This window comes from Tardiphaga sp. 172_B4_N1_3, assembly GCF_052076035.1.
Taxonomy (GTDB): domain Bacteria; phylum Pseudomonadota; class Alphaproteobacteria; order Rhizobiales; family Xanthobacteraceae; genus Tardiphaga; species Tardiphaga robiniae.
In genome coordinates, this window is sequence record NZ_CP197238.1 from 1,608,485 (window position 1) to 1,628,759 (window position 20,275).

Annotated in this window: 22 protein-coding genes and 1 tRNA gene; 12 read left to right on the forward strand and 11 right to left on the reverse strand. The window is 61.9% G+C overall.

Annotated features, from left to right (window positions below; translation table 11 throughout):
- Positions 1–7 precede the first annotated feature (7 nt).
- From AB7783_RS07355 to AB7783_RS07375, 5 genes are all read left to right on the forward strand, one after another.
- Positions 8–223 (forward strand): hypothetical protein, encoded by a 216-nt coding sequence (locus AB7783_RS07355; RefSeq protein WP_441277267.1) that lies wholly within the window; start codon positions 8–10, stop codon positions 221–223.
- Positions 220–801, forward strand: a complete 582-nt coding sequence (locus tag AB7783_RS07360) for a dual specificity protein phosphatase family protein (protein WP_441277268.1) — start codon at positions 220–222, stop codon at positions 799–801. Before AB7783_RS07355 ends, AB7783_RS07360 begins: the two co-directional genes overlap by 4 nt.
- Entirely contained in the window at positions 801–1,163 is a 363-nt protein-coding gene (locus AB7783_RS07365; RefSeq protein ID WP_441277269.1) for a hypothetical protein, read from the forward strand. Before AB7783_RS07360 ends, AB7783_RS07365 begins: the two co-directional genes overlap by 1 nt.
- Positions 1,164–1,407: 244 nt before the next feature.
- Entirely contained in the window at positions 1,408–2,661 is a 1,254-nt protein-coding gene (locus AB7783_RS07370) for an MFS transporter (RefSeq protein WP_441277270.1), read from the forward strand.
- A gap of 6 nt (positions 2,662–2,667) precedes the next feature.
- Complete coding sequence (locus AB7783_RS07375; RefSeq protein ID WP_441279656.1) at positions 2,668–2,829, forward strand: hypothetical protein; 162 nt, start codon at positions 2,668–2,670, stop codon at positions 2,827–2,829.
- Between the two features lie 382 nt (positions 2,830–3,211).
- Here AB7783_RS07375 and AB7783_RS07380 read toward each other — a convergent pair whose 3' ends face one another.
- On the reverse strand, positions 3,212–3,433 hold the full coding sequence (locus AB7783_RS07380) for a hypothetical protein (protein ID WP_441277271.1): 222 nt from the start codon (positions 3,431–3,433) through the stop codon (positions 3,212–3,214).
- Between the two features lie 128 nt (positions 3,434–3,561).
- Between AB7783_RS07380 and AB7783_RS07385 the strand changes: the two genes are divergently transcribed.
- From AB7783_RS07385 to AB7783_RS07405, 5 genes are all read left to right on the forward strand, one after another.
- On the forward strand, positions 3,562–3,879 hold the full coding sequence (locus AB7783_RS07385) for an ArsR/SmtB family transcription factor (protein ID WP_441277272.1): 318 nt from the start codon (positions 3,562–3,564) through the stop codon (positions 3,877–3,879).
- Between the two features lie 49 nt (positions 3,880–3,928).
- Positions 3,929–5,302 (forward strand): NAD(P)-binding domain-containing protein, encoded by a 1,374-nt coding sequence (locus tag AB7783_RS07390; protein WP_441277273.1) that lies wholly within the window; start codon positions 3,929–3,931, stop codon positions 5,300–5,302.
- A gap of 109 nt (positions 5,303–5,411) precedes the next feature.
- Entirely contained in the window at positions 5,412–6,590 is a 1,179-nt protein-coding gene (locus AB7783_RS07395) for an MFS transporter (RefSeq protein ID WP_441279657.1), read from the forward strand.
- A 14-nt stretch (positions 6,591–6,604) separates the two neighbouring features.
- Positions 6,605–7,804 carry an MFS transporter gene (locus AB7783_RS07400; RefSeq protein ID WP_441279658.1) on the forward strand — a complete coding sequence of 400 codons (1,200 nt, stop codon included), beginning with the start codon at positions 6,605–6,607 and terminating at the stop codon, positions 7,802–7,804.
- Between the two features lie 710 nt (positions 7,805–8,514).
- Complete coding sequence (locus AB7783_RS07405; protein WP_441277274.1) at positions 8,515–8,907, forward strand: hypothetical protein; 393 nt, start codon at positions 8,515–8,517, stop codon at positions 8,905–8,907.
- 158 nt (positions 8,908–9,065) lie between these two features.
- Here the strand turns inward: AB7783_RS07405 and AB7783_RS07410 are convergent, their stop codons facing one another.
- Positions 9,066–9,284, reverse strand: a complete 219-nt coding sequence (locus AB7783_RS07410; protein ID WP_089264708.1) for a hypothetical protein — start codon at positions 9,282–9,284, stop codon at positions 9,066–9,068.
- Positions 9,285–9,628: 344 nt separating this feature from the next.
- Between AB7783_RS07410 and AB7783_RS07415 the strand changes: the two genes are divergently transcribed.
- Entirely contained in the window at positions 9,629–9,868 is a 240-nt protein-coding gene (locus tag AB7783_RS07415) for a BrnA antitoxin family protein (RefSeq protein WP_441277275.1), read from the forward strand.
- A 21-nt stretch (positions 9,869–9,889) separates the two neighbouring features.
- Here the strand turns inward: AB7783_RS07415 and AB7783_RS07420 are convergent, their stop codons facing one another.
- The 8 genes from AB7783_RS07420 to AB7783_RS07455 form a co-directional block, all read right to left on the reverse strand.
- Positions 9,890–11,320 carry a caspase family protein gene (locus tag AB7783_RS07420; RefSeq protein ID WP_439061585.1) on the reverse strand — a complete coding sequence of 477 codons (1,431 nt, stop codon included), beginning with the start codon at positions 11,318–11,320 and terminating at the stop codon, positions 9,890–9,892.
- A gap of 130 nt (positions 11,321–11,450) precedes the next feature.
- Positions 11,451–12,329, reverse strand: a complete 879-nt coding sequence (locus AB7783_RS07425) for a DMT family transporter (protein ID WP_441277276.1) — start codon at positions 12,327–12,329, stop codon at positions 11,451–11,453.
- Positions 12,330–12,550: 221 nt separating this feature from the next.
- Complete coding sequence (locus AB7783_RS07430; protein ID WP_089264707.1) at positions 12,551–13,048, reverse strand: hypothetical protein; 498 nt, start codon at positions 13,046–13,048, stop codon at positions 12,551–12,553.
- Positions 13,049–13,070: 22 nt separating this feature from the next.
- Positions 13,071–13,430, reverse strand: coding sequence for a hypothetical protein (locus AB7783_RS07435; RefSeq protein ID WP_068730757.1), 360 nt, complete (start codon positions 13,428–13,430; stop codon positions 13,071–13,073).
- Positions 13,431–13,619: 189 nt separating this feature from the next.
- Positions 13,620–14,207, reverse strand: a complete 588-nt coding sequence (locus AB7783_RS07440; protein WP_439071676.1) for a formyltransferase family protein — start codon at positions 14,205–14,207, stop codon at positions 13,620–13,622.
- Positions 14,208–14,280: 73 nt separating this feature from the next.
- A tRNA-Lys gene (locus tag AB7783_RS07445) sits at positions 14,281–14,355 on the reverse strand.
- Positions 14,356–14,547: 192 nt separating this feature from the next.
- A complete protein-coding gene (locus AB7783_RS07450; RefSeq protein WP_441277277.1) occupies positions 14,548–17,217 on the reverse strand; it encodes a glycosyltransferase in 2,670 nt (889 codons plus the stop codon).
- A 200-nt stretch (positions 17,218–17,417) separates the two neighbouring features.
- Positions 17,418–17,996 carry a beta-1-3, beta-1-6-glucan biosynthesis protein gene (locus AB7783_RS07455; protein ID WP_371422180.1) on the reverse strand — a complete coding sequence of 193 codons (579 nt, stop codon included), beginning with the start codon at positions 17,994–17,996 and terminating at the stop codon, positions 17,418–17,420.
- Between the two features lie 202 nt (positions 17,997–18,198).
- On the opposite strand from AB7783_RS07455, the gene AB7783_RS07460 reads away from it, so the two are divergent.
- Positions 18,199–19,866 carry a glycoside hydrolase family 17 protein gene (locus AB7783_RS07460; protein ID WP_441279659.1) on the forward strand — a complete coding sequence of 556 codons (1,668 nt, stop codon included), beginning with the start codon at positions 18,199–18,201 and terminating at the stop codon, positions 19,864–19,866.
- Here the strand turns inward: AB7783_RS07460 and AB7783_RS07465 are convergent.
- Positions 19,826–20,206 (reverse strand): hypothetical protein, encoded by a 381-nt coding sequence (locus AB7783_RS07465; RefSeq protein ID WP_120289840.1) that lies wholly within the window; start codon positions 20,204–20,206, stop codon positions 19,826–19,828. The genes AB7783_RS07460 and AB7783_RS07465 overlap by 41 nt on opposite strands.
- Positions 20,207–20,275 lie beyond the last annotated feature (69 nt).

Sequence of the window (20,275 nt, forward strand, 5' to 3'; positions counted from 1 at the left end):
GGACATCATGAAAGCTACGACATGGTTGCGAGATCTGGCCGCGACGATTGCGAGCGACACCTTCGCGATCTGCCTGCTCGCCGCCGTGCTCGCGGCGGCCGTTCTGGCGTTCGGCCTTGGCGCCGAGGCCGACCTGATCATCACCATCCTCATCGTGGGCGTCGCGACGGCATTCGCCGAGACCACGATGCGAGCGCGTAACGACAAAGGAAATCCCAAGTGAAAAGCATTGCCATGCTCTGGCTGAGACGGTTCGGACTGACGGTTGGCATCATCGCCGCCGGCGCCGGCGGGTGGGCGGGTTATCTGCGCCTGACCGGCAATTTCCACCCGATTGAGCCGGGGGTGATCTACCGCTCCGGACAACTCAGCGGCCCCCAGTTCTCGGAACGCATCGAGGAAAACGGAATCCGCACCATCATCAACCTGCGCGGCGATAACACGGGGCAGCCCTGGTATGACGCCGAGATGCAGGCCAGCAAGGCGGCCGGTGTGCATCATGTCGATTTTCCGCTATCCGCCGGCCGGGAGCTTACGGACGACCAGGTGACGCAACTGACGGGGCTGCTACGGGATTCGCCGCGGCCGGTCCTGATCCACTGCGAGGCCGGCGCGGACCGGAGCGGCGTGGCGTCGGCGCTGTACAAGTTGCTGGTGGCCAAGCGGCCCGCGCAGGAGGCATCTGAGCAGCTATCCTTCCGCTACGGGCACTTTCCCTGGCTGACGAGCCGGACGGCGGCCATGGACAGGACGTTCGACCGGGTCGCCTCCCGTCCGAACCTGTCGCACGCGGCGGACTGATGGCACGCATCGGCAACGCGCGGACCATCGCGGATATCGAATACGTCATCGAGCCACCGAGCCTGGGCAGCGATGTCACGGCTTGGCAGGCCCATGGCGTGAAATGCTCGCGCGACCGGCACCGCTTTGACGGCCAGTCCTACTCGTTTTCGTTCGAGGTTCTGGACCTGCGCTTTGAAGCACAAGCCCGCCAGCGCTGGCATGTCGTCATCGTCAGTGAACGCTGGCAGTTCCGCGACGCCAAGGCCGAGCAGCGCGGCAGCAAGTCGCTCCGCGTCCTGCGAGGGAAGCCGGCCGACGTTCTGGGCTGGATGCGGCAGTGCCGGGACCAGAAGCTCGCCAGTAGGAAGGAGGTCGCGTGATGTCATTCTCCGCCGGTCCCCGACTGCTGGTGCTCCCCCGTTCGGCCAGAGCGAAGGCAACAGCAGAACATCTTCACGGGTTGGAGGGACTTGCCGCTGACCAGACAGGCTGAGGACGAGGACCCCCCGGTACCGCAGCGGCGTACGTCGCCGCTTCCGTTATACTGTCGTTGCTCGGCTTGTTCGTCGGCATGTGGGCCGTCCGGCCTGCTGCGGGATGAGCACGAGCTGGAGGGTGAGTCGAATGCTTGATCAAGAAACCGCAGTGGCGGAGCCTCAGCCCGGCCGAAAGCAATGGCTCAATCGGACTGTGGCGGGCGCGGGCCTGACAAGCGCGTTGGGCGATTTTTGCTACGAAACCACCACGGTGATCCTGCCAGGCTTCCTGGCGGTGCTCGGCCTGCCTGCGGCCGTGCTGGGCACCATCGAAGGCATTGCCGATGCGGTCGCCAGTTTCACCAAGATGTTCTCCGGCTACGTCGCCGACAAACTCGGGCACCGCAAATTGTTGGTGCTGGTGGGCTACGCCCTGACGCCGCTGGGACAGATTTTGCTCGCCGTGGCGCTGGGCTGGCCCATGTTGTTGCTCGGGCGCATCGTGTCCTGGTTCGGAAAGGGCCTTCGTGGCCCGCTGCGCGATGCCATCGTGATCCAAGCGGTCAGCCCGGAGACCCGTGGCCGGGCCTTCGGCTTTCACCGCGCCGCCGACACCATCGGTGCCGTGCTCGGTCCGTTGCTGGGCGTCGCCCTATTGGGATGGGCGCAGTCGCTGCCAGGAGCCGACGCCGCCGGGTCCTTTCGGTGGGTCCTGTGGCTCTCCGTCATTCCCGGCGTTCTGGCGGTGGTAGCCTTCCTGACCCTGGTGCAGGACCCCGCGCATTCGCCCAATCCGAAGCTCAAGTTCTTCAGCACGCTGCGCGGTCTTCCCAGCCGGTTCAAAAGCTACCTCGGAGCGGTCGGCCTATTCGGCGTCGGCGACTTCTCGCATAGCCTGTTGATCCTGGCGGCCACGCAGTTGCTCACCGGGTCGATGGGCGTCGTTCATGCCGCTCAGGTGGCGGGCCTGCTGTACGTCTGGCGCAACGTCGTGCAGGTCGTGGCCTCCTATCCCATAGGTGTGCTCGCGGACCGCGTCGGACACTTGCCGGTGCTTGTCGCCGGCTACGCGCTCGGCACGCTCACGGCGGTGCTGACGGGGGCGGCGTTCTGGTTCGCCATCGACAGCGTCATCCTGCTCGGCGTCATTTTCCTTGTCGCCGGTCTGTACGTCGCCGTGCAGGAAGCCCTTGAGTCCACAGTGACCGCCGAAATGGTCAGCGAGGATCGGTTGGCGATGTGCGTCGGTGCGCTCGGGACGGTCAACGGCATGGCCAAGTTCGTCTCCAGCGCCGCCGTAGGAGTGCTGTGGACGGCTCTTTCACCGGTCCTGAGCTTTGGTGCCGCTGCACTGTTCATGGGACTGGGGACATTTGCTCTCGTTCGTGTGCGCGAACCATGAAGGAAGATTTGGTTTGGACGCACCGCGACGTACTGCGGCGACTACATTGTGGCATCGGTGCTGTGGCGCTGGCTGGTCGAAGGTCCGCGCCCCGACCATTGGGACCTGACCGGCGCTGCGATCTGTCTCGTTGGTGCGGCTGTGATCCTGTTCGCTCCACGGGCCTAGCGTCGAATGCTGGTCAGCAGCCATCGTCCTCATTACTTCCGATACGCTGCTGGCATCCTTTGTCGAGGAGCTTCATTCCGACGTCCTTCCAGATCGCAAGCTCGCCGTAGAGTCTACCGCCTCGATCGCGGCGATGGGATCGCACCGGCGGCGCAACACCCGCAGCACGGGGCGCGGTTCTGGATCGTGACGCCCGGTCCCGTACGGGCTTCGGGGTCCTCCAGGATCGCGCCAGTATCATCGGGGAGGGCGTTGGCGGGACCGGCAGCATGCGGGGCGGCGCCGCGGCATTCTGCATGCGTCGGGGTGGTGGCCTCGGCGTTCCCGTTGCTCGACAGGAAAGTGCCATCGGCACAGCGTCGCTTAGCCAGGCCAGCAATCCCTATCCGGACTTCAGCCCGTCATTCGGCAAATTGCGAAGCTGTTGCTCGATCTCTTCGATGAGTTCTCTGATGTTTTTTGCCGTGGGGCCGTCTGGAAACTCAGCCGCGAGCTCCCGGTAAATCGCCCGTCGCCTGAACAACTCTTCTTTGGTGAGATGTTTTTCCATGGGAAGATAGTACAGTGACGTCGGGCAATAAAACAGCCACGGCGCGGCGTCCATTACGGCATCTCGACGCGAGGAGCCGTAAGCCGGAATTCTGGCCCGGGCGGTTAAAAGCACTTCGTTATAATTTCTATCATTCTAGAATAACAGTTGACTGCGGTTCGGAAAAGGCTGACATTTGTCAGATGAAAATTGATGATGCTACAAATCGCCTTGAGGCGCTGGGCAACCCCACCCGGTTAAAGATCTATCGCGCGCTGGTTAGAGCGGGCGAGGTCGGCTTGCCGGTCGGTCGCCTTCAAGACAAGCTGAAGGTAGCGCCTTCGACGCTGTCGCATCACATCAAGACGCTGGTGGCTGCCGGGCTGATCACCCAGGTCCGGGAGGCGACGACGCTCGTTTGTCATGCAAACTACGACGTGATGCGCGGCTTGGTGGATTTTCTCGTTGCCGAGTGCTGCGCCGACGCCGTCGAATGCAAGGATGCAAAAGACGCCGCTTGATCTATCAAAGACCTTTAATTCGATAATTCTGGTATTATGGGAGGAATGAATGACTGAACCAAAGACTGTCGCGGTCATCGGAGCAGGTCCGGTTGGGCTTGCCGCTGCCGCTCATGTACTGGAACGAGGCATGACGCCGATCGTGTTCGAAGCAGGCGCTGAGGTGGGCCATGCGATCCGGCAATGGGGCCACGTGCAATTGTTCTCGCCGTGGGAGTACAACGTCGATCGCGCTGCAGGACGTCTGCTTGAGGCAACCGGGTGGAATTCGCCGGCTCCCGATCAATATCCAACGGGATCCGAACTGGTTGAGCGGTACCTTGAGCCTTTGGCGACAAAGACACCGTTGAAGTCGCATATTCTGAAGTCGAGCAAAGTCACCGATATCAGCCGCCAGGGCTTCGACAAGCTCAAGACCAAGGGCCGCGACCTGGCGCCATTCGAGATCCACTATCAGAACACTGGATATCCGGAAGGGCTGGGAGAGCGGGTCGCCCGGGCCGACGCCGTGATCGACGCTTCCGGAACGTGGGCCTCGCCGAATCCGGCAGGCGCCAATGGTCTCCCTGCCATCGGCGAAAAGGAAGCAGTCAGCAAGATCGCGTATGCGATGCCCGACGTGCTTGGGGCGGAACGAGCCCGATATGCAGGCAAGACGGTCGCTGTCCTGGGGGCGGGCCACTCCGCGATCGGCACCCTGACGGACCTCGCGCGTCTGAAAGCTGAGGCACCGGGGACGGAAGTCATTTGGCTCCTGCGTGGTACCGACCCCGCTAAGGCCTTCGGCGGCGGCGCCAATGATAAGCTCGCGGCCCGTGGAGAATTGGGAGCCACGTTTGCGGCGTTGGTCGCGGCGGGCGACATCAAAGTCGAGCCAGCCTTCCAGACGACCCATATAAGCCTGGACAACGGGAGCCTCCGGATCGCAGCCGGATCGGCGTGCTGCGGGCGTAAGATTATCGCTGACGAGCTCATCGTGGCCACAGGCTTCCGTCCCGACTTGGCTTTTGTGGGCGAGTTGCGCATCCAACTCGACCCCGCCATCGAATGTCCGATCGCCCTGGCGCCACTGATCGATCCGAACGAACATAGTTGCGGCACCGTTCGTCCTCATGGGGCACGCGAGTTGGCGCAGGACGAGCCAGGCTTCTACTTTGCCGGCATCAAAAGCTACGGGCGCGCGCCGACGTTCTTGATGATCACCGGCTACGAACAAGTCCGTTCGATCGCAGCGGAGATTGCGGGGGACCATGACGCCGCTGCACGGGTCGAACTGGTCCTTCCGGAAACCGGTGTGTGTTCACGTTCGTCGGCAGACGTGACCACGTGTTGCGGCGGGCCCGCACCAGCCGTAGACAATGCTTGCTGCGTCGCCGATGCCGTCGCGAAACAGGACGTCAAATCGGGGTGCGGATGTTCATGATCGTTATCGGGCGCGTTCACGGCCTGCCGCGCGGGACGCGCCCATTGTTTGTGGATCGCAGGGAGTGATCCGTCTCGGCAACTTGCGGGGGCGTCCCGCCATCATCGCAATGTGCCTGGGGCAGCTCGGAAGTTTGCTGCCGCACGTCGTGGTGCCTTCCATCCTTGCGCAGTTCTTGATTCCCGAGTGGCGATTGACCGGGGCGAACGCCGGATTGTTGGCGGGCAGCTACGCCGCGGGCTACATGCTCGCGGTCCCGTTCCTGGCTACGCTGACGGACAGGATCGATGCCCGCATCGTTCTGATTGCCGGTTCGGCTTTAAGTGCCTTCGCGACGCTGATGTTCGGATTGTTCGCGGAGGGGCTGTGGTCGGGTGCCGCGCTTTGGGCGTTGGCAGGCATCGGCTTTGCGGGTGCCTACATGCCGGGCCTCAAAGCGCTGACCGACAGACTGGATCCGGGCGACTCGTCCCGCGCTGCGACGTTCTACACGTCGAGCTTCTCGCTCGGCGTTGGGCTTTCCTTTCTGGTCTCCCAGCTTGTGGCTGAAAGCTTCGGCTGGCGGGCGGCGTTTTACGTTACGGCGGCCGGTCCGTTGGCGATGATGTTTGTCTGTCTGCTCCTGAAGCCGATGGCTCCGACGCCCAGCAAAGGACGTTTACTGAATTTCGGACCCGTCTTCCGGAACAGGTCTGCCATGGGTTTCATACTTGGTTACGGCGCCCATTGCTTCGAGCTCTACGGCATCAGGACCTGGCTCGTTGCTTTCTGGACGTTCGTTGCGGCCAAGGGGGGAGGCGGTACGCTGCTCACCCCGATCGCCATCAGCTTCGCATTCTCGATATTGGCGATGCCGTCCAGCGTCTTGGGCAACGAAGTCGCCTTGCGCGTCGGTCGTCGCCGCGCCCTCACGACCATCATGTTCGCATCGGCCGCAGTTGCGCTCCTGATAGGTATTTGCGCGGACGGTTCTCCTTGGCTGCTGCTGCCGCTGATATTGCTCTATGCGATCACCGTCCCCGCCGACTCCGGCGCGCTGACTGCTGGTATGGCGATGTCGGCCAATCCCGAGAACCGTGGTGCAACAATGGCCATCCATTCGACGGTCGGATTCGGCTTCAGCGCTCTCGGTGCCTGGTGCGTCGGCGCGACACTCGACGCCTTCGGTGGACCGTATGCAGCTTCCGCCTGGCTTCCCGCCTTCGGGGTTCTAGCGGCAGGCATCGTGCTCGGCCCACTCGCCCTGATGTGGTCGCAACCCAAAACTTCAAATCAAGCCGCTATCTGAATGCGCAGGCAGGCATGACACAGCGTCAACTTCCCATCATTCTTGCTCTCGGAACGACGCAGACGCTCGCATGGGCCTCCAGCTACTATCTTCCGGCAATACTCGCGGATCCGATTTCGCGAGACCTCGGCATTTCGACCAATTGGTTCTTCGCCGCATTCTCGGCGTCATTGGTGATCTCCGGACTGCTTGGTCCGCGCGTCGGCCGTCAGATAGACCGCGTTGGCGGTCGCCAGGTTCTGTGTGCATCTAACCTGCTGTTCGCCGGCGGCCTTGCTCTGCTCGGGCTGACGTCTTCGTTGTGGATGCTGAGTCTTGCTTGGCTTTTGCTCGGCATCGGCATGGGGTTGGGTCTTTACGACGCGGCATTCGGCGCCCTTGGCCGAATATTCGGCGATCAGGCAAGGCGTCCAATCACCGGCATCACGCTTTTGGCGGGCTTCGCCAGCACGATCGGATGGCCACTGAGTTCACTGGGCGTCGATACGATCGGTTGGCGCGGCACATGCTATGCATGGGCGGCGGCGCATATCGTTATTGGATTGTCCCTCAACCTGTTCTTCCTTCCGAAGACGGAGATTGTCGTCCGAAGCGAAGGCCCCGTTGCAAAGCCGCACATCCCGATGGACAGGATGATGGTGCTGCTGTCTTTCGCGTTCGCTGCAGCATGGACCGTAACGTCGGCGATGGCGGCTCATCTTCCGCGGATCGTGGAGAGTTTCGGTGCAACACCCGCTCAAGCGGTCTTCGCGGGCATGATGATCGGCCCGGCCCAAGTGGCGGCGCGTATCGTCGAGGCAGGGCTACTGAACCGCTACCACCCCTTGTTCTCAACCAGTCTGGCATGCCTCACGCATCCTATCGGCGCGGGCGTCATCGCCTTGTTCGGGGGAGGCGCGGCCGCGGCATTCGCACTGCTGCATGGAGCAGGGAACGGCATCCTGACAATCGCGCGCGGCACTCTTCCCCTATCGGTCTTCGGGTCTGAGAATTACGGATATCGTCTCGGTCTTCTAGGCGCACCGTCCCGAATTTGTCAGGCGATGGCGCCACTCGGCTTCGGCGTGTTGATCGGCATCATGGGTGGGGGTGTTTTGATCGTTTCATCCGGGCTCAGCATCGCCGCGCTTCTCGCCCTCCTTTTCCTATCGCGGCAGCGAAAGGGAGCTGCAACAGCCAAGGAGACGGTCCCTCAGCCGATGTCCTCATCCTGAGTACCAAAGATCGTGTGGGTCCAGTCATGCGGCCGCCGCACATGAGGTTCGACAATTAGGAGTGTTCTTCGCCGTGAGGAACCGGGAGGGAGGTCGGCGCCGGAGCCGGTGCAATGGCCGGTGAACCGGGCTTTTTATCGACCGCGAAATCGGTTTCTCCCTTTCGAATACGCTCCTCGGCCATCTTTCTGGCCCATGGAGGAATCTGGAGGCTGTCGGAGTTAAGCTTGTCCTTCTGCTCGACCAGCTCTCTTAACTTTGCCGTCAAAAGTTCATCTGTCGTGTCCGTGTCCCAGCACTCGATAGACCAGAATACACGTTTATTATGCTGCGCAGCGCTCAAAAGGCACCAAGCAGCTCACAAGATGTCGTTGAAAACAATCGCCGCAAAGACGATTCCACATTTGAGCTAGTGGCTGGGCTCTCCGATCAGTCGGACGAGGCCTTCAAGGTTCTCGCCCGCAGACTTACTGCCAAGTTCGCTGAGGTCGAGCGTCGCCATCCAAGCCTCAAATTCTGCACTGTCGCGGCCTCGCCCGGCGCCGCTGTGATCAATGGACTGCCACGCGGAACGGGAGGAATTGCCTCAAATGTCGCAAGAATTTAGCGCTCAGTTTCTGCAATTTCGAGGTGGATCGCTCAGGCGTTCGTCGTAATGTAGTGACTTGCTCGACTGGCGGCAATCATGATCCCAGCAATGGGAGGACAACATGAGCTACGAAGATATCAGGATTGAAGGTTCGCTGACCGAGGCGATGGAAGCATGGGTCGATAGCCGATACGGCAAAGTCGTCGATATCGAGCTGGGCGGCATCAACGAAGACAATTTTGCCGCCGTCGGTTACGCCGCAGTCGAGAACGCGGAGACGGGCGCTGTGGACGCCGTCGTCCTGCTGTTGCAGCACGATCTGGAAGCCGGTTCGGACCAGTATCGCATCAAGGACATGGCCGAGATCGAGGGGCCGATGGTCGATTATTGCCCCGAAAGAATTCTCGACCAGCTATCGCCCACCAACGACGTTCTGGCGGCACATTGGAGGGGGCGGTGCCGGGACAGGGCCGCCGAAATCGGACGAACATCCGCGTTCACGATGAACTCTTAGGACCCTGAAACCCGCCGATGTGCGGGTTTCACTTTCCGCAGCCTGCCTACGAAATTTCGCGCTGTTTTCCGGAGAACAGCGCGCTAGCGATCCAATGGACATCCCAGATGTGATTTCGCGGACAAAAAAACCTGCGGGATGGACACACTAGTCAGGTCTCAACAGTTGCAGACCGTCCGGCGAAATGCATGCTTGGTCACAAAGCCATAGCCGCATGTATCGCAGGTCCAGAGATAGCTGACGACGTCGTCGGTGAGAAAGGCTGACGCCTCGGCAGCAATCATCGAGTCCGCACAAACCGGGCAGGTCGGAAGATCACTGCCACGCGGCGCGGGATGGGACGTTTTGGTCGTACGGACTTCAGCTGATGCTGACATCGTGACCTCCTTCGTCGTCTCATCGGACATGACACGATCCTAATCCGATTTGTTTGACCGTGTCGCAACACAAATGCGTTGCTTTGAAGTTTTTTAAGTCAGCGCATGTTTGCGCCGCAGCGCGGTCACCTTTGTGCGATGCCACGTGCGTCACGAAGAAAGCGCCTGTTACGATGAATGACATTTGTAAAATTTGCTGACATTGCCGGTCGTGCAGCAGAGGCGAGTAGCTGTCACATCGCGCCTTTGTGTGGACGCATCTTCGGCGAGACCGTGGAAGCGATTGTGCAGCCGCTCAGCGGGCGCTATCTCTCGACGGCAATGTTGGAAGGAATCTGACCGAGATGGCACAGCCCCCGCGACGCCCGCGCACGCTCCAGGATGCCCGCACCGAGGCGGAGGCGGCGTTCAAGAAGACGACCACCAAACCGGTTGAGGCACCGGTCGCCAAGGCCGCCGTTCCCGGCGTGCGCGAACTGGTGTCGCTACGGATCGATCAGGACGTGCTGCAATATTTTCAGCAGGACGGGCCGGGCTGGCAGGACCGCATGAACGACGCGCTGCGCAAGGCAGCCGGCAAGTAGGCTGCCGTTCCAGGTAGCGGGCTAGCGGTTGAGGAAGCCGCCAACCACGCCGCCGATGAACCGGCCGGGACCCGCGGGATCGATGGCCGGGGCGGGGGCGGGCGCAGCCTGGCGCCGGACCACGGGCGCTTCCTCATAGGTCTGCTGTTGCACCTGGCGGCGCACCGGCTTCGGTGCGGGCGCCGGCTCCTCTTTCAGCGCGACGACCTCGGTGAGCAGTGCGGCATGCTGCACCTTGTTGAGATAGCCCGACGTCGGGTAACCGCGTGCCGCCTGCCACCGCGTGATCACGCCACGGGTCCCGGCATCGAAGCTGCCGGTCGCCTGGGTGTCGAAGCCAAGGCCGTTGAGGCGGCGCTGCACGTCGCGGCGCTTGACCTTGTCGAGACCGATCTTGTCCTCGGTGAGCTGGTTGGCTTCCTCGGTAAACACCGCCTTGTCGACGCCCGGCGCAGCGGTACGCGGCGCGGTGGCGGCTTCCTGTAGCGCGGCGATACGGGCGAGGGCGAGCGGCTTGAACTGGCCGTTCGGATACATCGAGATGTAGGCGTTCAGTTCCTCCGGCCGGTTGGAGTCCTTGATCGAGCGCCAGAACTCAAGCTCGACATCGGAGCCGGCGGTGGCCGCCGCGGGCATGGTGGCGGTGGGGCTGGCCGCGGCGACGGCGACCTGCGCCTGCACGTCCGGATTGAGATAGACCGCACCGATCAGATTGGTATGGCCCCAGGGCAACTGGCCCTTGTTGGTTTCGTCCTGCACCTGCGCGCGCACTTTCGTCATCGCCTGCTGGATCTCGGCGCCGGGCGTGGTGATGTTGTTGAGCAGCGCGCGGGTAAACGGGCTGTTGCTTCCACTCTTGCCGTCGAGGGCGGTCTGGCCGGGGCTGGTGGCGAATGCGATCAGCGTGCCTTCGCCGGATTTCATCTCCGCAAGGCCGGACGACACCGCGACGCTGCGCGTGGCAGATCCGCTGGAGCGGATCTTGGCGGCAAACGGATTGTCGCGGCAGGCATCGAGGAATACCAGCTTCACCTTGGCATCGCCCATGGTCTGGTCGAGGGTGGTCTCGACATTGATCGCTGCGCCGAGCTTGACGTCCATCTCCGACTTCAGATTGGCATCAATCGGCAAAAGGTAGTTGATGTTGTTCACCGAGATACCGTGGCCGGCATAGAAGAACACGGCGACATCGGCGCCCTGCGCCTTGCGGCCGAAGTCGAGCAGCTTTTCGGTCATGCCGTCGCGCGTCAGGTTCGATCCTTCGATGACGTCGAAGCCGACATTGCGCAGCGCGCTGGCCATGGCCTTCGCGTCGATCGGCGGGTTCGGCAACGGATCGACATTCTTGTAGCTGCCATTGCCAACGACGAAAGCGACGCGCTTGTCGGCAAGCGCTACATCCGCGCTGAACAGGATGGACAGCGCAGACAGGGCAAAAGCGAAATGGCGCACGATACGATCTCCCCCACGAATCCGGTCATTCGACCCTAGACACATTGGGAAAAGTACCAATTGCGGGCGTGCGCCAAAATGTCGAGACACGCACTCGGAGAATAAAATCGAAAAAGGGGAACCCGATGCGTCAGGCAGTCGCACGGATAGGCGGTCGATCGGTACTGAGCAGGTTCAGCGTGTTGCCAGCGAGAATGAGAGCTGCGCCGAGCAGTGTGAACATGTCGAGCCGTTCAGAGTATAGTAACCATCCGATGGTGGCACTGAGTGGTACGCGCAGAAAGTCCATCGGCACGACCACCGTCGCATCGGCATAGAGCATCGCGCGCGCCATGCAGAAGTGAGAAAACGTCCCGCAGAAGGCGACCACGACAAGCCAGCCCCAGACATAGGCCGATGGCCACTGCCAGGAGTATAGCGCGGGGAAAACGCCGGCCACCGACTGCACCACGATCATCCAGAAGATGATCTTCAGCGCGCTGTCCGTGCGCGTCAGTGACTTGATCAATGTGATCGAGATGCCGAAGCCGAATGCGGCGGCTAGCGCAATCAGCTGACCGGGATTGACGACGCCCGTGGTCGGGCGAACGATGACGATCACGCCGATCAGGCCGAGCACGATGGCGACGATCTTCCAGAGTGTCATGCGCTCGCCGAGAAAGAACGCCGCCATGATCGCGATCCAGATCGGCATGGTGAACTCGATCGAGACGAGCTGGCTCAGGGGAATGAGCGTAAGTGCGTAGAACCAGCCGAGCTGCGCGCCGTAATGCACGAGGTTGCGCGACACATGCGCCAGCGGCCGCGTGGTCTTCATGGCGCGAAAGCCGCCGTTGTAATACAGGATCGGCAACAGCATGACGAAGCCGAAGACGGATCGGATCTCCATCACCTGGAAGACATTGAGTTCGCGCAGCGTCTCGCGACCGCCGATGGCGACGAACAGCATCAGAAGCAGCCAGCCGGACATCCACAGCGCGGCGCGGGCCTTCGACGGGGGGCGATCCATAATCCCTGAGAACCAGTTTCTTGCGCTGCAATGATTCACGCAGCGGTGTAGCTTTACGGACAGGCTCTATCGGCGACATCGCCGGGCTTTGCAACGGACGAATCCGGTGGGGCTGCGTTGCGGCAGATCGTCCGGACGCTCTCAGTCAGAGGATATACAGGCAAAACAAAACCCCGGCTGTTTGAAACAACCGGGGTTCGAATTCCAAACGTGCGGAACGATCAGCTGCGGCTGAGCGAAATGCTGGCGCCCCTGAACTGGCCTTCGGAGGTGATCGAGACCTGCTGCTTGTTGCCGGTCGTCGTCAGGATCAGCTTCGCGCTGAAGGCTGGCGATGAAACGTCAACATTGAACTTGCCGGCGGTTGCCCGGCCCTCAAGCGACCCTGTCACGCCGCGGGTCGTCTCAGCCCAGCTGCCAGACAGCTCGCCGCCTCTGGCCTTCACGTCGCTTTTCAGCTCGAACTTGTAGCTGTCGCTGGCGCAGAGCAGGGACTGGTTCAGTCCCGCGCCGTCGCCGCTCACGGCATAGGTCGCCTTGCAGCGAATGCGCTCCTTGGAGCCGTCCTCGAGCGAGATCGTCCCGTTACCCGACCATACACCGGCCATACCGGCGAACGGCGCTGACTGGGCATATGCCGACGCGGACGTCAGACCGAGCGCCGCGCAGAGCACCGCGGTCCGAACGAGCGAACGCGGAGAGGTCGAGGTAGGCATCATGGGGAGCATTCCTGGTTGGGGATTACTGACGCGAAGCTTCCCACCGACCGCTGCAGGGGACGCCGCCCGAGGCGCCGTTCCACTTGCCCGATCCGGTGTTGCCGGACAGTTGGCCGTTGGCGAAAGCAGGTCCGATCGATACGCGTACGGTGCCTTCGCGGCCAACCTTGCCGTTGACGTCGGCGCCGGGCGCAGTGATGCGGCCTTCGGTGACGGTCAACGGATAGCGAGCCGTCGGCTCGCAGCTGCCGGTCTTGGTAACGATGGTCACATTCCAGAGCCCGTCATAGGCATTGTCGGCTGCGAACGAAGGAGCCGAAATCAACGCTGCGCTGGCAATCAGCGAAACGGACAAGGCGGAACGGATGCGGTCAAAACGCATTGAATCAAATCCTCGATGTTGTGATGGCCACCTTATTGGGGGGTAATGTGTCCAAAATTTGCTGCGTTGCCGCATAGACCCAAAACAACTCACGGGATGCAAGCCGCGACGGGCAAATTGGTTCCCTTTATTGACAGATTTGGTTGATTCGGGCGGGTTCCGGCGCCTTTTTAACCAGTTTGGAGGCTTCTAGGCCAGTTTTGGCGCATTGGTCGCGAATTGCTCGTCCTGGTAGGTTGCGGGCAAACGCTTGTGGACAGTCGCGAAGTCCACGACCTCGCCGAGCAGCTTGAGGCCCAGCGGCGCCAACGCGCGCTCCCAAAGTTCGCGAGCAGTTTCGCCTTTTTTCACGAAGCACCATTCCTGCGCGGCGATGGCGCCACCGTCCATGACATCGGCAAGGTGATAGATGGTGCCGCCGGCGATCGGATCGCCTTCCTTGATGGTCCATTCCACGGCAGCGATGCCACGGTGACGGGGCAACAGTGACGGATGGTAGCCAATGCCGCCAAGGCTGGCTGCGGCGAGCGCATCCTTGCCGATGCGGGCGTGGCTGTGCGCCGTGATAATCAGCTCGGTGCCCTCGGCGATCTCGGAGGCCACGACGAGCTTCGGATTGGCCTGGACTGTTACCGGGATGCCGACAGCCTTGGCGGCTGCGGCGAGACGGTCCTCGGCATCTGCAACCACCACGGACGCGATCTCGACGTTGTGAGTCTTCAGCATATCGAGGGTCGTGACGCCGAAGTGTTTGGAGCCGACGAGGGTAATCCGCATGTTCGATTGTCCGGTGTTCAGAGGCTGAGGATGGTTTGAAAACCGGAAGTTCCGGCGTGGCTCATCGCGGTGATGGTGGGCGGGGAGGGGATCGAACCCTCGACCAGTCGATTAAAAGTCGAATGCTCTACCACTGAGCTACCCGCCCTAAAGTGCCGTATTGACGAAGCTAAACGGAGGAAACCGACCCTTGCGGGGGGGCGGTGAGGCCGATCAGCCACGGCCGCGATGGCGCCCGCAATGCAGCGTATCGCGTGACCGGCTGTGTAAAAGGCGGGTCCGCCGGGGTCAAGGGCAGGGCTTGATGTTATGGACATGAACCGCGCCCCATTGGCGCGGTTCAGCTTGCTTCGCGCTGGGCCTCGGGACGGGACACGTCGATCGGCGGCATCGCCACCGGGCGAAGGCCGATCAGCTCGGCCGTGCGAACCGTCGTGTTGCGCCACCACTGGAAGTCATTGGCGCGCGAATTCTCCAGGATGGCAATCATCACCGCCGACAGGAACGGCAGGCTCTGCAGCACCAGCACGCCGGCGAAGATGTAGATCTCGGTGACCTGCTTGGAGTTGTTGGAGAACACCAGCACGCCGCAGCTGATCAGCAGAAGCACTCCGATCACAGCTTCCCAGAAGGCCTGGAATTCGATCGACATGGTCGACTTGCCGCCCTTGGAGGTCACGGTGAAGGGCAGGTGATCCTTGATCAGGCCATCGGCGACGGCGCGCGACACGGTCCACTGCACCGACATGGCGGCGATCATCGCGCCCAGCATCTGCCACAGGCCGATCTTCACGCGCAGCCGATACAAGACGATGAAGTGCGCCAGCGACACCACGAATGACGCGATGATCGGCAGCGTCAGGATCTTGTCGGGGATGGCGATATCGGCGAAGGCGATGATCGGCACCCAGATGATGTTGAGGATCGCCACCACGACGCCGAGGCTTTCGGCGCCGAGCCAGTTCAGCCAACCCATACCGAATTCGCGCTTCTGATCCTGGGTCATGCGGCTCGCGCCGGGCATGAAACGGCGCCAGTGCTTCTTGATGATCTGGAAGCCGCCATAGGCCCAGCGATGACGCTGTTTCTTGAACGCCTCATAGGTGTCCGGCAGCACGCCGTAGCCGTAACGTTCCTTCGTGTAATGCGTCAGCCAGCCATGCTGCATGATGGCGAGGCCGAGATCCGAGTCCTCGCAGATGGTGTCGCCAGCCCAGCCGCCCGCCATGTCCATCGCGGAGCGACGAATGAGACACATGGTGCCATGGACAATGATCGCATTGGCCTCATTGCGCTGGACCATGCCGATGTCGAAGAACCCGGCATATTCGCCGTTCATGATGTAGTGCATCAATGAACGGTCGCCGTCGCGGTGGTCCTGCGGCGCCTGCACGAGGCCGACGCGCGGATCGTTGAAGGCTGGGACGAGATCCTTCAGCCAGTTCGGCTCCACCACATAGTCGGCGTCGATGATGCCGATCACCTCGGCATCCGCCGCGGTGCGGTCCATGGCGATGCGCAGCGCGCCGGCCTTGAAGCCTTCGACCTTCTCCGCATTGATGAAGATGAACCGCTCGCCGAGCATGCGGCAATGATCCTGGATCGGCTGCCAATAGGCCGGATCCGGCGTGTTGTTGATGATCACCACGCATTCGAAATTCGGATAGTCGAGCCGGGCGACCGCGTCCAATGTCAGCTTCAGCATGTCGGGCTGTTCCCGATAGGCCGGAATGTGGATCGACACCTTCGGGTATTTCTGCTCGGCGTCGGCAGCGGCACGCAGCTTTTCGCTGCGTTCGGCTGTCAGCAGCCGCAATGGCTTCCTGCCGAAAGCGATGGCTGCAATCTCCTCAATGCGCGCCAGTGCGATGAGGAGCAGCGGGATCAGCAGGATGCAGCCGAGTGTGAGGGCGAAGGCCGATCCCCAGACGAAATAGTGGGTCTGCTGATAAGCGAAGATGGTTGCCGCCCAGGCGCCAACGGCATTGGCTGCGGTCGAGAGCACGAGAGCCTGCATCGCTGTCGCGCCAACGATCTGCAGGATCGGCAGCGACAGCAGGATGCCAACCAGAAGCGCAATACTGGCGTTCTTCCAGTGGTCCGGATCCACGACCGGACCGGTCCATGGGAATTTCGGTTCCCGCGAGGCGTTGAGAACGCCCCAATAGGGGCCGACGCCGCCTTCGAAGAATTTCCAGGGCTGATCGATGGCTTCGACGATGTTGTAGTCCATGCCGATCGCTTCGGCGCGGGTCACGAAGTTGCGCAGCACGACGGCCTGCTTGAATGGGCCGGGCACGGCCCTGCGCAGATTGTAGCCTTCGCTCGGCCAGCCGAATTCCGCGATCACGATACGCTTGCCGGGAAAGGTCTCGCGCAGCACGCCGTAGAGATGAACGGCCTGGTCGACGGCCTGGGTGTCGGTGAAGTTTTCCCAATAGGGCAGGATGTGCGCGGCGATGAAGTCCACCGACGAGGCGAGCTGCGGATTGTCGCGCCAGATGTTCCAGATTTCACCGGTCGTGACGGGAACCGTGACCTGGCGCTTTACCCGGCGGATATATTCGACGAGGTCCTCGAGCTTGAGTTCATCGCGATACAGCGTTTCGTTGCCGACGACGATACCGATGACATTCGGGTTCTTCTTCGCAAGCTCAACGGCGGAGGCAATTTCACGCTCGTTGCGATCCGCGTTCTTGTCGATCCAGGCGCCGACGGTGACCTTGAGGCCGAACTCGTTGGCGATGGCGGGTACCATTTCCACGCCGCCGGTCGACGAATACAGACGGATGGCACGGGTGATGGTCGACAGCCTCTTGAGGTCGGCGCGAATCTTCTCGACGGTCGGAATGTTGTCCACGTCGGGATGCGCTGTACCCTCGAACGGCGCATAGGAGAGGCTGGGAATCATGCCCTTGAAATCGGGAGCTTCCTGCTTCTCGCGCAATACGCCCCATAGGGCGGCATGAACGGCGGTCACGAACAATAAAACGGCGACGACAGCGCGCATCGCAACTGAACCATAACGGGGCGAGCGTGGCCGGGAAGCGGACCCGTCCCCGAGGTCCGACCAGTACAACGGTAACGGAGACTATATCCGCCACACGAATTAACAACTCATACGCTGCCGTGGCCTTTTGAGGGCGGCACCATTATTCAAATGCGATTAGGCGCCGCCAGCTGAATGCCACCTGAACAGGGCGCGCCACATTACTTCGGCGCTTCAGCAGGCGGTTTGGCGTCCGGCTGCGGAGCGGCCGCCGGCGCTGCTGCGCCCCCACCGGCAGGCGCTGGCGTTGCGGGCTGGCTCAGCGCGGCAGGCTGCGGCTGCGCATTCGGATTGATCCAGCAGCCATGGACGCGGCTGTTGAGACTGTCCGCAATTTTCGGATCAATGAGCGGGCCGAATTTGACCAGGCAGCGGAACGTTGCCTGCACATGGCCGCCGGGGCAACCGAATCGGTCGTAGAGATCTAGGTGACGGAACGCGGTGTCGAGATCGTCGCGCCACATCAGCACCACGACGCGGCGGCCAAGCCAGACGCATTCGGGATTGCCAGCAGGACCATTGATCGCCTGGGTCGCCTCGACGAATTCGTCGGATTTCTTCTGGCTCTCACGGGCAACGTCGGCAGGCGTCACGGGCGCATTTGCCGCAGGCTTCTGATCCTGTGCGCGAACTGGGCCGCTCTGGGCCAACGCGCAGCCAACACCCAGCAGCAGAGCAAGGCCTGGAACGGCGAGACAACGCAGAACCGCAGATTGGAACCCGAACACCAGTCGACGCATAAAGTCCCCGATAAGTTGGCTGCCAGGCAGTTCTGACGCCCTCGCCAGATGCCGTTCAAATGGGCCCCCAATACGGCGGCGACCACGGCTGAATCCCATGACGGACATTTTTGATTTTGTCCAGCAACGCCGGAAGTTTGTCTGATTTTCGTGGCGGGTCGGGCCGACAAGTCCGTGATTGCCGGCATGATGCACTTGGCAGATTGGTGATGACCGGCTAATCGACGGACGACTTTGGAGGACGGAACCGATTTCCACCCGCACGCCGCTGGCGCTTCTCATCCTTTCCCTTGGTACGATCGCAGCGGTTTGGTGGTGGCTCGCCACGCCGGTCACGCTGGTGCGCGCGCCGATCGATCCCGCCGCCAAACTGGAATGCGTCTCCTATGCGCCGTTCCGTGGTGAGCAGACGCCGCTGAACTCGACCGCCATTATTCCGGCGAGCCAGATTGCCGCTGACATGGCGCAGCTGGCGCAGATCACCAAATGCGTGCGGACCTATTCGATCGATAACGGCCTTGATCAGGTGCCGGAACTGGCCGGCAAGGTCGGACTGAAGGTCATTCAGGGCGTCTGGCTCGGCAGCAACCGGCTCAAGAACCTGGCGCAGATCGCCGGCGTCGTGGATCTCACCAAGCGCTTTCCGAACGTGATCAGCAGCGTGGTCGTCGGCAACGAGGTGTTGTTGCGCGGCGAAATGACGGCGGCCGATCTCGTCGGCAACATCCGGTCGGTGAAGGCGCAGGTCGGCAAGATCCCCGTGACCTATGCCGATGTCTGGGAGTTCTGGCTGAAGAATCGCGAGATCTATGACGCGGTCGATTTCGTCACGATCCACATCCTGCCCTATTGGGAGGACTTCCCGATTCGCGCGAAGAGCGCCGCCGCCCATGTGGACTCGATCCGCAAGCGTCTCGCCGTGGCGTTTCCATCCAAGGAAATCCTGATCGGCGAAACAGGTTGGCCGAGTGCCGGGCGGATGCGTGATGGCGCGTTGCCGTCGCGCACCAACCAGGCACGGGTCGTGTCCGAAATCCTCGATCTGGCCAAGCGCGAGGGGTTCCGTGTCAATCTGATCGAAGCCTATGACCAGCCGTGGAAGCGCGACCTTGAAGGTACAGTCGGCGGCTATTGGGGCCTGATCTACGATGAGCCGCGCGAATTGAAGTATCCACCGGGCGTTCCGATCACCAATTATCCGTCGTGGAAGCTGCAGATGGGGCTCGGCATGGGCCTGAGCTTCCTGGTTTTCGTGACCGGCATGTTGACGCTTCGTCGACGGCCATGGTCGCCGCGTCTGTCGGCCTGGCTGACCGTTGCAGTATCGGCCACGGTGGCCGGCATCCTGCTGGGCGTTGCCGCAGACAAGCTGATCTATGAAAGCTATGGCGTCGGCCGCTGGATCCAGTGGAGCGCGCTGCTGGCTGCCGGTGTCGCGTCGCCGCTGCTGTGCGCCTATGCGACGATGTCCGGCCGCTCGATACCGACCTTCCTCCAACTGGTCGGGCCGAGCCGGTTCCTGGCCCGTTCGTGGTCGACCGTCCTGCTCGGGATGACCCTGGCTGTGGCGGCGCTGATCGGCGCTGAGACCGCGCTCGGTTTCGTGTTCGATCCGCGTTACCGCGACTTTCCGTTCGCGGCGCTGACCATGGCGGTGGTGCCGTTCGCCGGACTGATGGCTGTCAACCGTCCGCAGGAAGGTGTGCGGCCGATCGCCGAGTCGGTGTTTGCCGGAGTGCTCGTGCTGTCGGCCCTGTATATCGGCTTCAACGAAGGGCCGGATAACTGGCAGTCGCTGTGGACCTGCGCGATCTATCTGCTGTTCGGCATCACGCTGTGGCAGGCGCGGGCCGTGCAAAGCCCAGAATAAGCAGGCCGATCGCGATGCCCGACAGGGCAACGTTGTAGAGCACGATCCCGAAACCGGCTGCGATCAGTGCGACGGTGATCAGCACGATCGACGGCCGCAGCAGATTAAGCGTCGCAATGACGACCGCGGCGATGCCGAACACCGAATTCTTGAACAGATAGGTCATCACCAGCCGGCTCTTGCACAGGGTGCTCTGCAGGCCGGCGTCGCAGGCGAGCGCCGTCGTCGACAATTCGATGGCCAGATAACGCAGATAGATGGCGTAGCCGACCGACAGGAAGCCGACGATGAGAAGCCATTGCACCTGACGGGCGGTGAGCTTGAACGGATCTTTTTTCATGCGGAAACCATGGTTCAAAACGCGGTGCGGAACAACCCGGCATGCGGTCGCGGTGAGAGATTGGACCTA

Bases quoted from the DNA above. Each gene is read 5' to 3' on its own strand.
- AB7783_RS07380 (WP_441277271.1), bottom strand. From the start codon at position 3,433: ATGGACGCCGCGCCGTGGCTGTTTTATTGCCCGACGTCACTGTACTAT.
- AB7783_RS07390 (WP_441277273.1), top strand. From the start codon at position 3,929: ATGACTGAACCAAAGACTGTCGCGGTCATCGGAGCAGGTCCGGTTGGG.
- AB7783_RS07395 (WP_441279657.1), top strand. From the start codon at position 5,412: ATGTGCCTGGGGCAGCTCGGAAGTTTGCTGCCGCACGTCGTGGTGCCT.
- AB7783_RS07410 (WP_089264708.1), bottom strand. From the start codon at position 9,284: ATGTCAGCATCAGCTGAAGTCCGTACGACCAAAACGTCCCATCCCGCG.
- AB7783_RS07425 (WP_441277276.1), bottom strand. From the start codon at position 12,329: ATGGATCGCCCCCCGTCGAAGGCCCGCGCCGCGCTGTGGATGTCCGGC.
- AB7783_RS07430 (WP_089264707.1), bottom strand. From the start codon at position 13,048: ATGATGCCTACCTCGACCTCTCCGCGTTCGCTCGTTCGGACCGCGGTG.
- AB7783_RS07415 (WP_441277275.1), top strand. From the start codon at position 9,629: ATGGCACAGCCCCCGCGACGCCCGCGCACGCTCCAGGATGCCCGCACC.
- AB7783_RS07365 (WP_441277269.1), top strand. From the start codon at position 801: ATGGCACGCATCGGCAACGCGCGGACCATCGCGGATATCGAATACGTC.
- AB7783_RS07355 (WP_441277267.1), top strand. From the start codon at position 8: ATGAAAGCTACGACATGGTTGCGAGATCTGGCCGCGACGATTGCGAGC.
- AB7783_RS07370 (WP_441277270.1), top strand. From the start codon at position 1,408: ATGCTTGATCAAGAAACCGCAGTGGCGGAGCCTCAGCCCGGCCGAAAG.
- AB7783_RS07440 (WP_439071676.1), bottom strand. From the start codon at position 14,207: ATGCGGATTACCCTCGTCGGCTCCAAACACTTCGGCGTCACGACCCTC.
- AB7783_RS07465 (WP_120289840.1), bottom strand. From the start codon at position 20,206: ATGAAAAAAGATCCGTTCAAGCTCACCGCCCGTCAGGTGCAATGGCTT.
- AB7783_RS07435 (WP_068730757.1), bottom strand. From the start codon at position 13,430: ATGCGTTTTGACCGCATCCGTTCCGCCTTGTCCGTTTCGCTGATTGCC.
- AB7783_RS07455 (WP_371422180.1), bottom strand. From the start codon at position 17,996: ATGCGTCGACTGGTGTTCGGGTTCCAATCTGCGGTTCTGCGTTGTCTC.
- AB7783_RS07450 (WP_441277277.1), bottom strand. From the start codon at position 17,217: ATGCGCGCTGTCGTCGCCGTTTTATTGTTCGTGACCGCCGTTCATGCC.
- AB7783_RS07385 (WP_441277272.1), top strand. From the start codon at position 3,562: ATGAAAATTGATGATGCTACAAATCGCCTTGAGGCGCTGGGCAACCCC.
- AB7783_RS07400 (WP_441279658.1), top strand. From the start codon at position 6,605: ATGACACAGCGTCAACTTCCCATCATTCTTGCTCTCGGAACGACGCAG.
- AB7783_RS07405 (WP_441277274.1), top strand. From the start codon at position 8,515: ATGAGCTACGAAGATATCAGGATTGAAGGTTCGCTGACCGAGGCGATG.